Origin of the sequence: Rathayibacter sp. PhB152 (assembly GCF_003751395.1) — a bacterium.
Classification (GTDB): domain Bacteria; phylum Actinomycetota; class Actinomycetes; order Actinomycetales; family Microbacteriaceae; genus Rathayibacter; species Rathayibacter festucae.
Genome location: NZ_RJUT01000005.1, coordinates 134832 through 148737 on the forward strand (window position 1 = coordinate 134832; position 13906 = coordinate 148737).

Below are 13906 nucleotides of genomic sequence, written 5' to 3' on the forward strand. Positions count from 1 at the left end.
CATGGCGCTGCGGATGCTCGCCCTCGTCGGCAACTTCCTCGCCACCGTCCTCGTCTCGACGATCGTCGTCTTCCTCCTGCTGCGGGTGATGCCCGGCGACCCCGCCACGGTCGCGCTCGGCATCGATGCCACTCCTGAGCAGCTCGCCGCCTGGCGGGACGCGAACGGGACCGACGCTCCGCTCGTCGTGCAGTACCTGGACTGGCTCGGCGGACTCGTCCGCGGCGACTTCGGCACCTCCTACGTGAGCGGGCAGGACATCTCGCCGATCGTCTCCGACCGGTTCCAGGTGACGCTGATCCTGGTGGTGGTCGCGATGCTGATCGCCCTGGTCGTCGCGATCCCGCTGGGCACCCTGGCCGCGATGCGGCAGCGGCACGCCTCGGGAGTCGTCATCTCGGGCGTCTCGCAGCTCGGCGTCGCGGTGCCGAACTTCCTGGTCGGCGTGCTGCTCGTCGCGGTGTTCGCGATCGACCTGCGCTGGTTCCCCTCCGGCGGGTGGGTGCCGCCCTCGGACCCGGAGTTCCTCTCGCACATCGCGCTGCCGGCGATCGCGCTCGGCTCGGTGCAGGCCTCGATCCTGACCCGGTACGTGCGCTCGGCCGTCCTGGAGATCATGCGCGAGGACTTCCTCCGCACCGCCCGTTCGAAGGGGCTCACCGCGGGCGCCGCTCTGGTCAAGCACGGGCTGCGCAACGCGGGAATCCCTGTCCTCACGATCGTCGGCGTCCAGCTCGCGGGACTCTTCATCGGCGCTGTCGTGATCGAGCGCGTCTTCAGCATCCCCGGTCTCGGCAGCTATCTCGTCGACTCGGTCGGCAACCGCGACCTGCTCGCGGTGCAGGCCGTGGTCGCCGTGCTGGTCGTCGCGATCGTGGCGATCAACTTCCTGGTCGACCTCGCCTTCACGTTCCTCGATCCCCGACTCAGGAGGGCCGCATGACCGCCACGCTCCCGCCCGGCACCGGCTCGCCGGCCGGCCGCTCGGTCCCGCCGCGGACCACGCTGATCCCGAAGGTCCCCGGCCGCTTCCGCCGATCGCGCCTCGGTGCGGACGCCCAGCTCTGGATCGGCGCCGCGCTGATCCTGCTCGTGCTGGTCGTCGCGCTCGTCTCGCTGGTCTGGACCCCGTACGACCCGGAGCGCTCCGTCCCGGGGGACCGGCTGCTGTTCCCCGGCCCGGCGCACCTCCTGGGCACCGATCGCTACGGTCGCGACGTCCTGTCCCAGATCATGGTCGGCGCGCAGATCACCCTGCTGGTCGGCACCGTCGCGGTCGCGATCGCGGCGATCCTCGGCGTCCCGCTCGGGATCCTCGCGGGGATGCGGCCCAAGCGCGTCGGCTCGCTGATCATGGGCGGCAGCGATGTCGTGATGGCGTTCCCCGGGCTGCTGCTCGCGATCGTCTTCGGCGCCGTCTTCGGGGCGGACACCACGACCGCGATGGTCGCCCTCGGCATCGGCGCGGCCCCGGCGTTCGCCCGGGTGGCCCGGGCCGGCACCCTCCAGGTGATGGGGACGGACTACGTCTTCGCCGCGCGCGCGGCGAACCGCTCCGGGTTCGCCATCGCGATCCGCCACGTGCTGCCGAACATCGCCGGCCTTCTCGTCGTGCAGTGCTCGGTCAACTTCGGCATCGCGGTGCTCGCCGAGGCGGGGCTGTCGTTCCTGGGGCTCGGCACGAAGCCGCCGACCCCCTCCTGGGGCCGGATGCTGCAGGACTCGCAGCAGTTCCTCGGCGCCTACGACTACCTGGCGATCGTGCCCGGCCTGGCGATCGCGATCGCGGTCCTCGGCTTCAACCTGCTCGGCGACGGTCTGCGCGACCGCTTCGACCCGAAGATGAGGAACCGCTGATGCCCGAGTCCCGCACGCCCGAAGCACAGCCGTCCGCCCTCGACGTCGCCGGTCTCTCGGTGCGCGCCGGCGAGCGCCTCCTCGTCGACGACCTCACGTTCCGCATCGGCGCCGGCGAGCGCGTCGGCCTGATCGGCGAGTCGGGCTCCGGCAAGTCCCTCACCTCGCTCGCCGTCATGGGCCTGCTGCCGGACACCGTCACCGCGACGGGCCGCGTGCGGGTCGGCGGCGCCGACACCGACATCGTCGGCCTGGGCGAGCGGGAGGCCGCCCGCCTCCGCGGCTCCGCCGTGGCGATGGTGTTCCAGGAGCCCATGACCGCGCTCAATCCGCTGATGCGGGTCGGCCGCCAGATCGCGGAGGCGATGGAGATCCACCGCACCCAGCCCGACCGCCGCGCCGCGCGCCGCCGCGCGGTCGAGATGCTCGCCGACGTCGGGCTGCCCTCGCCGGAGGAGGCGGCGCGCGCCTACCCGCACCAGCTCTCCGGCGGTCAGCGGCAGCGCGTCGTGCTCGCCATCGCGCTCGCCAACGATCCGGCGCTGCTCGTCGCCGACGAGCCGACGACCGCGCTCGACGTCACGGTGCAGAAGCAGGTGCTCGACCTCGTGCTGCGCACCGTCTCGCAGCGCGACACCGGGCTCCTCTTCATCACCCACGACCTCGCCGTGGTCGGCGAGACCTGCGACCGGGTGCTCGTGATGAACGCCGGAGTCGTGGTCGAGGAGGGGCCGATCGATCGCGTCTTCACCCGGCCCGAGCACCCGTACACCCGCGGCCTGCTCGCCGCTTCCGACCTCGACGCGACCGACGCGGCCGGGCGTCTCTTCACCGTCGCCACCGCCGAGGGCTACACCCCGGGTCGCTCGGTCGCGCGGATGGACGCGGGCCGCGCCGAGCGCGAAGCCGCCCCCGCGGCGCCGGCCGTCGTGCGCGCCTCCGGGCTGACCAAGACCTACACGCGCGGCCGCTCCTCCCTCTTCGCCGCACCGCAGAAGGTCGAGGCCCTCCGCGGACTCGACTTCGAGATCCGCGCGGGCGACCGCTTCGGCATCGTGGGGGAGTCCGGCTCCGGCAAGTCGACCCTGCTGCGGATCCTCTCGGGTCTCGACACCCCGACCGCCGGAGCGATCGAGGTCGTCGGCCGCGATCTGACCACGCACCGCCGCGCCGATCTCGCCGAGCTGCGCAGCAGCCTCCAGATCGTGTTCCAGGACCCGATGGCCTCGCTCGACCCGCGGATGCGCGTCGGCGACATCGTCGCGGAGCCGCTGCTCAACGCCGCGAACACCGGCGCCGCCGTGCCGAAGGCCGAGCGGGAGGCGCGCGTCGCCGAGATGATCCGCGCGGTCGGCCTGCCCGCCGACTCCGTCGACCGCTACCCGCACCAGTTCTCGGGCGGGCAGCGCCAGCGCATCTCGATCGCGCGGGCCCTGGTCTGCCGGCCGAGGATCCTCGTCGCCGACGAGCCGGTGAGCGCCCTCGACGTCTCGGTGCGCGCCCAGGTGCTCAACCTTCTCGCCGACCTGGTCGAGGAGTACCGGCTGACCCTGATCTTCGTCTCGCACGACCTCGGCGTCGTCCGCTACCTCTGCGACCGCGTCGCCGTGATGCGCAGCGGCGAGATCGTCGAGCAGGGCTCGACCCGCGAGATCTACGAGAACCCCGCCGACGACTACACCCGGGCGCTGATCGCTGCGACGCCCTCGATCCGCCACCGCCAGGAGATCCGATGACCGACACCTCCGTCTCGACCGCCCTCTCGCGCTACGACGGCGCGCGCCTCGCCGCCGCCTTCGCCTCGGGGGAGCTCTCGCCCGTCGATGTGGCGGACGAGATCCTCGCCGACATCGCCGTGCGCGAGAGCGCGATCAACGCCTTCAGCGACCTCGACCCGGCGGATGTGCGCGCTCAGGCCACCGCGAGCGAGCGGCGCCGGCGCGCGGGGGAGCCGCTCGGCCCCCTCGACGGTGTGCCAGTCACGGTCAAGGAGAACCTCTCCCGCGCCGGCCTGCCCGCCCGCGCCGGCACCGCGGCGGCCGCCGCCGTCGTGCCCCGCGAGGACTCGCCGATCGTGGCCCGTCTCAAGGAGGCGGGGGCCGTCATCGTCGGCTCCACCACGATGCCCGACTGGGGGATGCTCTCCTCCGGTGTCTCGAGTGCGCACGGCATCACCCGCAGCCCGCTCGACCCCGCCCTCACCGTCGGCGGCTCGTCCTCGGGTGCGGGCGCCGCAGCGGCGGCCGGCTTCGGCACCTTCCACGTCGGCACCGACATCGGCGGCTCCGTGCGGCTGCCTGCCGCCTGGCTCGGCCTCGCGACGCTCAAGCCGAGCGACGGCCGCATCCCGCTGGACAACCCCTACCAGGGCCGCGCCGCCGGCCCGCTCGCGCAGTCGGTCGCCGACGTCGCGCTCGCGATGTCGGTGCTGTCCCGCCCCGACGCGCGCGACTACACCTCGCTGCCGCCCGAGGCGATCGCGTGGGACGACCTCGGGCTCGACGTGCGCGGCACCCGGATCGGCGTGCACACGGACGCCGGCGCGGGCATGCCCCTCGACCCCGAGATCCGCGCGGCGGTGCTCGCCGCCGCCGACGCCTACTCCGACGCCGGCGCGGAGGTCGTCGCGCTGCCCCCGTTCATCGACGACGGCGTGCTCGAGCAGGTCGACCTGTTCTGGCGCGTGCGGTTCTGGCGCACCTACTACGACCTCCCGACCGAGGCGAAGGCGCGCGCCCTCCCCTTCATCACCACCTGGGTGCACGGCGGGGCGGACGTCTCCGGTCGGCGCGTGCTCGAGGCGACGGAGGCGATCAGCGAGCTGCGGCGCCGCACCGTCGAGGCGACCCTGCCGTTCGACGCGGTCCTGTCTCCCGTCGCCCCGGTCGCCGCGTTCCCGGCCGAGTGGCCGATGCCGTGGGGACACGAGGACCGCGGGATGGCGCACATCGCCTTCACGCTGCCCTACAACATGTCCGGCCAGCCGGCCGCGAGCATCAACGCCGGCCGCACAGCCGACGGTCGCGCGATCGGCCTGCAGATCTCCGGCCGCCGCTTCGCCGACCTCGACGTGCTCCGCCACGCGGCCTGGTGGGAGGCGGCCCGCCCGGCCTCGGCGGTCCCGTCCTTCCCGTCCGCCTGACCCGCCGAACGGCCCGAGGTCGGGCTGGATTCTCGCCGTGCAGACTCTCTCGTGCCTCAGCACCGCTCCGAGACGTACCCCTCGTCCTCCGGCGTGAGCAGGTCGCGGTCGCGCAGCAGCACGCCGATGCCGTCGCCGCGCGCGCACGCCCGCGCGAAGACCGCGTCCGCATCGTCGACGTCCGTGTACTCCACCTCGTACACCCGCTCGCCGTAGACGTCCGTGTAGGCGTCGCACTCGGTGAACACCTCGCACTCCTCCGTGATCGCGAAGTCGAAGCCGAGCTCGCGCATCTCCTCCGCCCGCTCGGCCGCGTTCTTCTGGCCGATCGCGAGCCCGGCCCGGTGCGCGGCGTCGACGAGATCACGCGCGAACGCCGCCGTGTCGTCGTCGGTCAGCAGCCCCTCCGAGCGGGTGGCGGAGTCGAGGTTGTCGGCCTCGACGGCGTCGAAGCCGCTCTCGGCGCAGCCCTCCAGCCACGGCCCGACCACCTCGAGCAGCGCCTCCCGCTTCGCCGCCGTCGACACGTCGAGGAGCGTCTCGTCCGGCCAGTCCGGGTCGGTGACCGGCTCGCCTGCTGCGTCCCGGAGCAGCAGCTCCGGGCGCGACTCCCACTCCGCCTCCTCGCCGGGCTGCGTCTGGAACGCGTTGACGTAGCAGACCGAGTACACGCCGGGCGCGGGCTCGGCCTCGCGGTCGCGGACGACGAGCTCGACGCCGTCGGCCGGCGGGTAGCTTCCGCCGAGCTGGTAGTCGAAGCCCGCGCCGGTCGGGGGAGGGGCCGGCTGCCCGACGGTTGCTGCGCATCCGGCGAGGAGGAGGGCCGTCGCGCCCAGGCAGCACAATAAACTGGCCGAATGGCGGAGTTCAGCGCGAGTGTCTTTCAGAACGAGTTCCTCTCGGACGGCGCGACGGATGTGCACGCGATCGTGACGGTGACCGCCTCGGGCACCGGCGCGGCCGGCAGCGACGGAGCGGCCGCCGAGATCATCATCGTCGACTGCTCGGGGTCGATGACCGGCGAGAACATGACCGCGGCCAAGCGCGCCGCCGCCGTGGCGGTCGACCAGATCCTCGACGGCACCTTCTTCGCCGTCGTCGCCGGCTCCGAGCGCGCCGACCGCGCCTTCCCGTACCCCAACGCCTCCGTCTCGATGGTGCGGATGGAGCCCGGCGCCCGCGCGGCCGCGAAGGAGGCCATCGGCTTCCTCCAGGCCGACGGCGGCACCGCGATGGGCACCTGGCTGACCCTCGCTCGCCAGCTCTTCTCCAGCGTCCCCGAGGCGAAGCAGCGGCACGCCATCCTGCTCACCGACGGCAAGAACGAGCACGAGTCGCGGATGCAGCTCGACGCGGCGATCCGCGCGGCCGGCGGCGTCTTCCAGTGCGACGTCCGCGGCGTCGGCTCCCGCTGGGTCGTCGAGGAGGCGCGCACCATCGCCAGCGCGCTGCTCGGCACCATGGGCCTGATCGCGAACCCGGCCGACATGGCCGCCGACTTCGAGCAGCTGATCCAGGCGTCGATGGGCCGCGGCGTCGCCGACGGCGAGCTGCGCGTCTGGACCCCGCAGGGGTCGCAGCTGCTCTTCGTCCGCCAGGTCGCGCCGAATCTCGAGGACCTCAGCTCGCGTCGCACCTCGGTCAACCCGCTGACCGGCTCCTACCCGACCGGCGCCTGGGGCGACGAGTCGCGGGAGTACCACGTGGCCGTCCGGGTCGCCTCGAAGCCGGTCGGCGCCGAGCAGCTCGCCGCCCGCGTGCAGCTCAGCGTGCGCGACGAGGTCGTCGCCTCCGCGCTGGTCAAGGCCCGCTGGACCGACGACTCGGCGCTCACCGCCCGGATCGATCCCGCCGTCGCGCACTACACCGGCCAGACCGAGCTCGCCTCCGCGATCCAGGACGGCCTCGCCGCGAAGGCCGTCGGCGACGACGCCACCGCGACCGTCAAGCTCGGCCGCGCGGTGCAGCTCGCCGCCGCGACCGGCAACGACGAGGCGACCGCGAAGCTGCGCAAGGTCGTCGAGATCGACGACCCGAACGAGGGGACGGTCCGTCTGAAGCGCGGTGTCGCCCGCCTGGACGAGATGGCGCTCGACACCGCCTCGACGAAGACCACCCGGGTGCGCAAGTGAGCTACCGCTGCCCGGAGGGGCACACCTCCCAGTCCGGCGACTACTGCGACGTCTGCGGTGCGCCGATCGCGCCCGCCGCGCCGTCCGCCCCCGCGCCGCGCGCCGCCGACCCGACCACGGCGATCCCGACCGGTCCCGCCGTCTGCCCGAACTGCTCGTACCCCAACGAGGCCGGCGCGCTGTTCTGCGAGAACTGCGGCTACGACTTCACCACCGGCTCGCTCCCCGAGGCCGACCCGTTCACCGAGTCGGGCGCGGTCCGCGCACCCGGCGAGGTCGGCGGCTCCGCCACGCCGGCCGGCGATCCGGCCGCCCACCTGGGCGAGGCGCCCGCTCCGGCCGCTCCCGGTGCGCCGCCCGCGCTCGTTCCGGAGGAGGAGGCGGGGTTCGACGTGCCCGTCGCGACCGCGCCGCCCGCCGCGCCCGCCACCGAGGTGATCAGCGAGGTCACCGGGAGCACGCCGACGGCCGCGCCCGCCGTGCCCGCGGCCTCGGAGGAGGGCGACCCCTGGATCGCCGAGATCTGGGTCGACCCCGACTGGTACGCGGAGCAGCGCGCCGAGGACCCGATGCCCTCGGCCGGCCCGCCGACGATCGTCGTGCTGCGCGAGCGCTCCGTGCTCGTCGGCCGGCCCTCCGTCTCGCGCGGCATCTCGCCGCAGATCGACTGCGGCACCGACTCCGGCGTCTCCCGCCGCCACTGCCAGCTCAACACCGACGGCTACCGCTGGTGGGTCGAGGACCTGCAGTCCGCCAACGGCACCTACCTCGCCGCGGCCGGCGCTCCGCTGCCGCAGACCCCGATCCCCACCGGCCAGCGCCGCGAGATCGAGGAGGGCGACCGCGTCTACGTCGGCGCCTGGACCCGCATCGTCCTCCGCCAGGCCCTCCCCGGCGAGGCCTGACCCGCTTGCATGCTGATCGAGTAGCCCGCGCAGCGGGCGTATCGAGATCCACCGTCCCCGAGAGCTCAGCCGTCGGACCTGGGTTCTGGAGGGGATGGGTCTCGATACGCCGCTGCGCGGCTACTCGACCAGCATGAGGCGCGAGTCCGCCGCCGGCACGGCCGCCCCCGCACACTGGTCGTGCAGCCCGCGGAGCGGGAACCCCCTGATGATCGTGTAGCCCGCGGAGCAGGCCCTCCATGCCGATCGAGTAGCCCGCGCAGCAGCCCCTGCATGCTGATCGAGTAGCCCGCGCAGCGGGCGTATCGAGATCCACTGTCACCGAGAGCGGAGCCACCGGGCTCGCGCTCCGGAGTGGGCGGGTCTCGAGACGCCGCTGTGCGGCCACTCGACCGGCAGGGGTCACCGGGCGCGCAGCGCGAGCGCCGGGTCCTGGCGGCTCGCCGTCCAGGCGGGGATCGTCGACGCGGCGAGTCCCGTCAGGAGTCCGACGCCGAGCCCCGCCGCAGGCAGCCAGGACTCGAGGACCGGGGTCCAGCCCTGCAGCCCGGCGATGACGAGGGTCGCGGCACTCCCGACGGCCACGCCCACCGCTCCGCCGAGGAGGCCGATGAGGAGGCCCTCGGCGAGGAAGAGACGTCCGACCGCGGTCCTGCTGGCGCCGACGGCCCGGCGCAGTGCGATCTCATGCGCTCTCGCCTGCACGGAGAGGTGGAGGGTCGTGGCGGCGCTGATCGTGGCGAGGAGGAGCAGGATGAGGGAGATCAGCGCGATCAGGGCGCCGAGGTCGCTGCCGATGCCCGTCCGGAGATCGCGGAGGTCGGCGACGGTCTCGACGCCGAACCGTCCGGGGTTCGCGGCGTCGAGCCGAAGGGGGACCGCCTCCGCGACGGCGGCGGGGTACCCGGGCTCGGTGCGGATCAGAAGTGCCGTCGCGACGTCCGCCGCGCCCTCGAGGACATCGGGGGAGACGATCACCGAGTCGGTGAGGTCGGCCTGGCGAGGCCCGGCGTCGAGGACGCCGACGACGTCGACCGTGCGGCCGTTCACCCAGAGCCGGCAGCCGGGTCCTGGAGGAGGGAGCTCGAGCGTCGCCGCCGCGTCATGGCCGACGATCGCGATCCCGCGCAGCGACCGGTCGTCGAGGAGTCCGAAGGTGTCCGGACCCACGGGCGATGCGCCGGTGAGCCGCAGGTAGTCGGAGGAGGCGGACATCAGCCTCAGCGGCGATCCCCTCTCCGGCTCGGTCGGCGAGAGGCGCTGGATCGAGGCGGTGCCTCCCGACGCCACGGACGCGGAGCCGACTCCGGTGACCCGCGGCAGAGACGACGCCGAAGCGATCCACTCGGAGAGGCGACGATCGTCGTCGCGCAGGAGACCCGTGCCGCCGGGGACCGTGACGCGCACCTCGTCGAGGGCGGCCGCGCTCAGCCGGTCCGCGACGCTCCCGGAGGCGCTCTCGCTGACCCCGATGGAGGCGACCAGACCGCCGATGCCCAGCGCGAATGCGAGCAGGAGGAACAGGGTCCGAGCCAGCCGGGTGGTGACGACGTCGACGGCGTCGCCGAGGTCGTCGGCGAGCGCCGTGACCCAGCGGTGAGGACTCCTGCGCGACGGTTCCGCCTCCTCGGCACCCTCCTCCTCGGCACCGCCCTCCTCCGCGGCTCTCTGCGCTCCTGCTCGCGGCGAGGCTGCCGTGGTCGGGTCGACGGTGCCGTCGACGATGCGGATCGTCCGATCCGCGGCCGCCGCGATCGTCTCGTCGTGGGTGATCAGGACGACGGTGACCCCGCCGGAGTGGAGGTCGCGCAGGTAGTCGAGCACCGCCGTCCCGTTTGCCCGGTCGAGATTGCCGGTCGGCTCGTCGGCGAGGACGATCCGCGGCCGGGTGGCGATGGCGCGCGCGAGGGCGAGACGCTGCTGCTCACCGCCGGAGAGGACCCGCCCGGCGGCGTGCGCCCTCGCCTCCACTCCGAGCCGGGCGAGGGCGTCCAGCGCCCGGGTGCCGCGCTCCGCGAGCGGGACGCGCTGCGTGCGCAGTCCGAGGGCCGCGTTGTGCAGTGCGGAGACGTCGCCGAGGACGAACGACTGCTGGAAGACGAATCCGAAGACCCGGGACCGGAGGCGGTCGCGCTCGCGCTCGCGCAGGGAGGCGACCTCCGTCCCGAAGACGCGGTAGCTGCCCGCCGTCGGAGTGTCGAGCAGGCCGAGGACGTTCAGCAGCGTGCTCTTGCCCGAGCCGGACGGACCGACGATCGCGACGAACTCCCCCTGCCGCACGGTGACGCCGATGTCCCGGATGCCGGTCGCGGGGTCGGCGCCGAAGGTCCGCGTGATCCCGGTCAGCTCGAGGGCGGCCGGCGCGGGAGGCGTGCCGACGGTCACTGCAGGATCACCTCGCTCCCGGGCGGGAGGACGTCGCCGGCGATCGCGGTCCAGCCGTTCCCCGAGTAGTCGACGGTGACGGGCACGCGCCGGGGCTCCGGCCGCTCCGGTCCGGCGTCCGCCTCGGCGTCGTCCGGCACGAGGACGAAAGTCCCCTCGGCGTCCTGCCGGAGGGCGACCGTCGGCACCGCGAGGGACTCCTCGTGCTCGGCCTCCGGAAGGACGGTGACGCTCAGTCCCGGCGAGAGCCCGGCGAAGGCGGGATCGGCCGAGACGACCGTGACGTCCCGGCCCGGTGCCTTGCCGTCCGAGGCCTCGCCGAACTCCCCGATCGCCGTGATCGTTCCGGCGAGCTGCCGGGTGTCGGCCTGGATGCTCACCTCCTGCCCGTCGGTCAGCGTCGCAGCGCTCACCGCGTCGGCCCGGAACGAGACGGTGTTCGGAGAGGTGCGGACCCGGACCAGCGGGGCCTCAGCCGTGACCGTCGCGCCGAGCGGGAGGGCGCTGGTCACGGTCGCCTCGGCCGCTGCCAGCGCGACGAAGCTCGCGGAGGGGATGAGCGGACCCGGGGGCCGGACGACGCGGGGCTGCTGCACCTCGGGCGTCGGGGAGGAGGCGGGCTCCGACGGGTCAGGATCGGTCGGCGACGCTTCCACCGTCTCGGGGGCGGCGGCGGTGGGCGCGGGGAAGCCGTTGTCGACGAAGAGCTCCGTCACGGCGGCAGTGGTCCGCCAGTCCACCCAGCCCGTCACCTCGACGTCCGCCCCGGTCTCGCGGAGCGCGCGCTGGAGGGAGGAGACGTCGTCGCCCTCGTCCTCGGTGCGCAGATCGCGGTAGAGCGCCAGCGGTGCGGGCAGGGCGAAGACGGGACGGCCCGAGACGGCGCCGACGAGAGTCCCGGGTCCGACCACGTCGCCGACGTCGACGGTCCGCCGCGTGACGACGGCCGGGACTCCCGAGGGGATCGTGCTGAGCGCCTGCTCGCTCCCGGCGACGACGCTGCCGGCGAACGCCGTGCGGGAATCGACGACCCGTCGCTCCACTGGCGCGGTGACCCGGATCGTCTGCTGCGCCTGCTCTCCGGGTCCGTGGTCCGGCGCCTGCACCAGGAGCCCGGTCAGGAAGGAGGCCGTGATCGAGCCGAGCAGGACCAGGGCCGCGACGACCGCCCGCAAAGGGTGCTCGATGCGCCGGAGCCGCGTGCTGCTCGGCACTGCACCCCCGCCGTCAACCATGCGCGGCGATGTACGCGCGTGCGGCCCCGAGGAGCTCCTGCTTGCGCTCCTTCTCCTCGTTCAACGCCGCCTGATTCGCCTCGATCAGGGGCTGCTGGTACGCGGCTTCGAGGTCGGCGAGCGTCTGTGTCAGCCGGCTCTCGGTGTTGCACCGGGCCTCGATCGAGGCGAGCCGGATCCCTTCCTCGCTGCCGCTCCCCCCGTACGACTCCGGCAGGGCGTTCGACTGCTTCGACCTGTAGTGCTCCCCGGATTCGGGAGTGAGCCCGGCCTCCTTCAGGCACTGCTCCCACGGTTCGCGGGCGCGCTGCCACCGTTCGTCCTTCTGCGCTCTCGTCAGCGCCTCGCTCTCCAGGCGGGAGGCGAGACTGTTCAAGTACTCGTCCTGCCGCGGGTTGACGGTATCCATCGCCGTCCTCACGGATTCGTCGTCTTCGTAGCAGGCGTCCCGCGCCGCGGACCATTGCATCCCGCCGACCGCGCGTGCCTGCTCCAGCGCGACGTCCAGTGGGGAGTCCGCGGAGCCGAATCCGTAGCGCTCCGCGCGCAGCTCGTGCCACATCCCGAAGGTCCGGTCGTCGAGGTCGGTCGTCGGGTCGGCCGGAGTGCGAGCGACGGAATAGGTGAAGCCCTTCTCTCTCATGCACTCTCCGACCACGGCTTCCGCCGCCGTATCGAAGACCTGCTCGTCGGCGTGCCGCCCGTAGAACGCGTACTCGTTCAACGGCATGACGATCTCCCCGCTGACCGAGTCCAGGTAGGCGTGCGCCGAGTCGTCGGGTTCGACTGCACCGGCAGTGCAGCCATTCAGAACCGCGACGGTGAGGAGAGCGCCGACGACACCGCCGAGGGTTCGAGCGCCAGTGCGCTGCCACGGGCTGGTCATCGCATCCCTTCCGCGGTCATCGGGCTCTCCTCGCCGCAGTACTCCGCTGCTCTCGACTGCTCGCACTGTCAGCACCCCTCCGTCAGCCGTGCGCGGCGATGTACTCGCGCGCGGCCTCGAGGAGCTGCTGCTTGCGCTCCTTCTCCCGGTTCAGGGCGGCCTGGTTTGCGTCCATCAGCGGCTGCTGGTACGCGGCTTCGAGGTCGGCGAGCGTCTGGGTCAGTCGGCTCTCGGTGTTGCATCGGGCCTCGATCGAGGCGAGCCGGATCCCCTCCTCGCTGCTCCCCGCTCCTTCGTTCCCCAGCAGTGCGTAGGACTGCTCCGTCAGGTAGTCCTCGCCTGTCTGGGGGGTGAGCCCGGCGTCCTTCAGGCACTGCTCCCACGGCTCGCGGGCGCGATGCCAGCGCTCGTCCTTGCGGGCCTTCGTCCGCGCTTCGCTCTCCAAGCGGGAGACGACACTGTTGAGGCGTTCGTCCTGCGGCGGAGTGACGGCACCCATCGCGTCGACCACCGATTCGTCATCCTGATTGCAGGCGTCGTACGCTGCGGACCACTGCACGCCACCGGCCGCTCGGGCGTTCTCCAGCGCGATGTCCATCGGCGACGTCGCGAAGTCGAAGCCGTAGCGCGCTGCGCGCTGCTCCTCCCAGAGTCCGAACGTCCGGTCATCGAGGTCGGTCGCCGGGTCGGGCTGTGTGCGGGCGGGAGAGGTGGTGAACCCTTTCGACTTCACGCACTCGACGATCACCGCCCGCGCAGCTGCCTTGAAGACCTGGTGGTCGGCATGCCTCCCGTAGAACGCGTACTCGTCCAGCGGCATGACGATCTCGCCGCTGACCGAGTCCAGGTAGGCATGCGCGGAGTCGTCGGGCTTCGTCGCGCCGACAGCGCAGCCGCAAAGAACCGCCAGAGAGGCGAAGGCGCCCAGGGCGCCCCGGAGGATTCGTCCGCCGGGGCGCCGTCGTCGACCGTCCACTAGTTGTAGCTCTGGATCCGGTCGTTCCAGGTCTCCAGCCAGTTCAAGCCATCGGTGCGGCTCGACAGAGCCGAGACGTCCCCTTGCAGACCGATCGAACGACCTGAATACCCGCGGTTCTCCCAGAAGATCTTTCCCTCTTGCGGGGCCTTGAGCGACGACGCCTTCCGATTGACCGAGCCGAGGCCGTCCTTCTGACCCCATGTCGCCTGGTAGGCGTACCCGCGGTAGTCCGCGTCCTCGTAGATCGGGAACGCCGACGCGGTCGTCGCGCCTCCGAAGGCGAGTGCCGCGGTGACGGCCCCTGAGACGAGAATCGCCCCGTACTTCTTCTTCATGTTCTATCTCCATTGATCGAATCGTGACCCTGCGGTCATCGAGCTCTCGA

The 13906-nt window shown here is 72.9% G+C and carries 12 protein-coding genes; 6 read left to right on the top strand and 6 right to left on the bottom strand.

Annotation, left to right across the window (positions count from 1 at the left end; all coding sequences use genetic code 11):
- Position 1 precedes the first annotated feature (1 nt).
- The 4 genes from EDF36_RS13550 to EDF36_RS13565 are packed head-to-tail and all read left to right on the top strand — an operon-like array spanning position 2 to position 4999.
- Complete coding sequence (locus EDF36_RS13550; protein ID WP_123733437.1) at positions 2-943, top strand: ABC transporter permease; 942 nt, start codon at positions 2-4, stop codon at positions 941-943.
- Entirely contained in the window at positions 940-1857 is a 918-nt protein-coding gene (locus EDF36_RS13555) for an ABC transporter permease (RefSeq protein WP_123701922.1), read from the top strand. The genes EDF36_RS13550 and EDF36_RS13555 overlap by 4 nt, the downstream gene beginning before the upstream one ends.
- Positions 1857-3593: an ABC transporter ATP-binding protein gene (locus EDF36_RS13560; protein WP_123733438.1), complete on the top strand. Its 1737-nt coding sequence runs from the start codon at positions 1857-1859 to the stop codon at positions 3591-3593. Before EDF36_RS13555 ends, EDF36_RS13560 begins: the two co-directional genes overlap by 1 nt.
- Positions 3590-4999 carry an amidase gene (locus EDF36_RS13565; RefSeq protein ID WP_123733439.1) on the top strand — a complete coding sequence of 470 codons (1410 nt, stop codon included), beginning with the start codon at positions 3590-3592 and terminating at the stop codon, positions 4997-4999. Before EDF36_RS13560 ends, EDF36_RS13565 begins: the two co-directional genes overlap by 4 nt.
- A gap of 56 nt (positions 5000-5055) precedes the next feature.
- On the opposite strand, the gene EDF36_RS13570 is transcribed toward EDF36_RS13565, so the two are convergent.
- Positions 5056-5844, bottom strand: a complete 789-nt coding sequence (locus tag EDF36_RS13570; protein ID WP_123733440.1) for an endo alpha-1,4 polygalactosaminidase — start codon at positions 5842-5844, stop codon at positions 5056-5058.
- A gap of 12 nt (positions 5845-5856) precedes the next feature.
- Between EDF36_RS13570 and EDF36_RS13575 the strand changes: the two genes are divergently transcribed.
- Together EDF36_RS13575 and EDF36_RS13580 are read left to right on the top strand one after the other, a co-directional pair.
- Positions 5857-7131 (top strand): VWA domain-containing protein, encoded by a 1275-nt coding sequence (locus EDF36_RS13575; protein WP_123733441.1) that lies wholly within the window; start codon positions 5857-5859, stop codon positions 7129-7131.
- Complete coding sequence (locus EDF36_RS13580; protein WP_123733442.1) at positions 7128-8036, top strand: FHA domain-containing protein; 909 nt, start codon at positions 7128-7130, stop codon at positions 8034-8036. The genes EDF36_RS13575 and EDF36_RS13580 overlap by 4 nt, the downstream gene beginning before the upstream one ends.
- A gap of 402 nt (positions 8037-8438) precedes the next feature.
- Here EDF36_RS13580 and EDF36_RS13585 read toward each other — a convergent pair whose 3' ends face one another.
- From EDF36_RS13585 to EDF36_RS13605, 5 genes are all read right to left on the bottom strand, one after another.
- Positions 8439-10421: an ATP-binding cassette domain-containing protein gene (locus tag EDF36_RS13585; protein WP_123733443.1), complete on the bottom strand. Its 1983-nt coding sequence runs from the start codon at positions 10419-10421 to the stop codon at positions 8439-8441.
- The gene (locus EDF36_RS13590; RefSeq protein ID WP_221181664.1) at positions 10418-11656 is read right to left on the bottom strand and encodes a hypothetical protein; all 1239 of its coding nucleotides are present in this window, start codon (positions 11654-11656) and stop codon (positions 10418-10420) included. Before EDF36_RS13590 ends, EDF36_RS13585 begins: the two co-directional genes overlap by 4 nt.
- Positions 11649-12542 (bottom strand): hypothetical protein, encoded by an 894-nt coding sequence (locus EDF36_RS13595; protein WP_123733445.1) that lies wholly within the window; start codon positions 12540-12542, stop codon positions 11649-11651. The genes EDF36_RS13590 and EDF36_RS13595 overlap by 8 nt, the downstream gene beginning before the upstream one ends.
- Positions 12543-12624: 82 nt before the next feature.
- On the bottom strand, positions 12625-13518 hold the full coding sequence (locus EDF36_RS13600) for a hypothetical protein (protein ID WP_123733446.1): 894 nt from the start codon (positions 13516-13518) through the stop codon (positions 12625-12627).
- The gene (locus EDF36_RS13605; protein ID WP_123733447.1) at positions 13518-13856 is read right to left on the bottom strand and encodes a hypothetical protein; all 339 of its coding nucleotides are present in this window, start codon (positions 13854-13856) and stop codon (positions 13518-13520) included. Before EDF36_RS13605 ends, EDF36_RS13600 begins: the two co-directional genes overlap by 1 nt.
- Positions 13857-13906: the final 50 nt, after the last annotated feature.

Bases quoted from the DNA above. Each gene is read 5' to 3' on its own strand.
- EDF36_RS13550 (WP_123733437.1), top strand. From the start codon at position 2: ATGGCGCTGCGGATGCTCGCCCTCGTCGGCAACTTCCTCGCCACCGTC.
- EDF36_RS13555 (WP_123701922.1), top strand. From the start codon at position 940: ATGACCGCCACGCTCCCGCCCGGCACCGGCTCGCCGGCCGGCCGCTCG.
- EDF36_RS13560 (WP_123733438.1), top strand. From the start codon at position 1,857: ATGCCCGAGTCCCGCACGCCCGAAGCACAGCCGTCCGCCCTCGACGTC.
- EDF36_RS13565 (WP_123733439.1), top strand. From the start codon at position 3,590: ATGACCGACACCTCCGTCTCGACCGCCCTCTCGCGCTACGACGGCGCG.
- EDF36_RS13575 (WP_123733441.1), top strand. From the start codon at position 5,857: ATGGCGGAGTTCAGCGCGAGTGTCTTTCAGAACGAGTTCCTCTCGGAC.
- EDF36_RS13590 (WP_221181664.1), bottom strand. From the start codon at position 11,656: ATGGTTGACGGCGGGGGTGCAGTGCCGAGCAGCACGCGGCTCCGGCGC.
- EDF36_RS13595 (WP_123733445.1), bottom strand. From the start codon at position 12,542: ATGACCAGCCCGTGGCAGCGCACTGGCGCTCGAACCCTCGGCGGTGTC.
- EDF36_RS13605 (WP_123733447.1), bottom strand. From the start codon at position 13,856: ATGAAGAAGAAGTACGGGGCGATTCTCGTCTCAGGGGCCGTCACCGCG.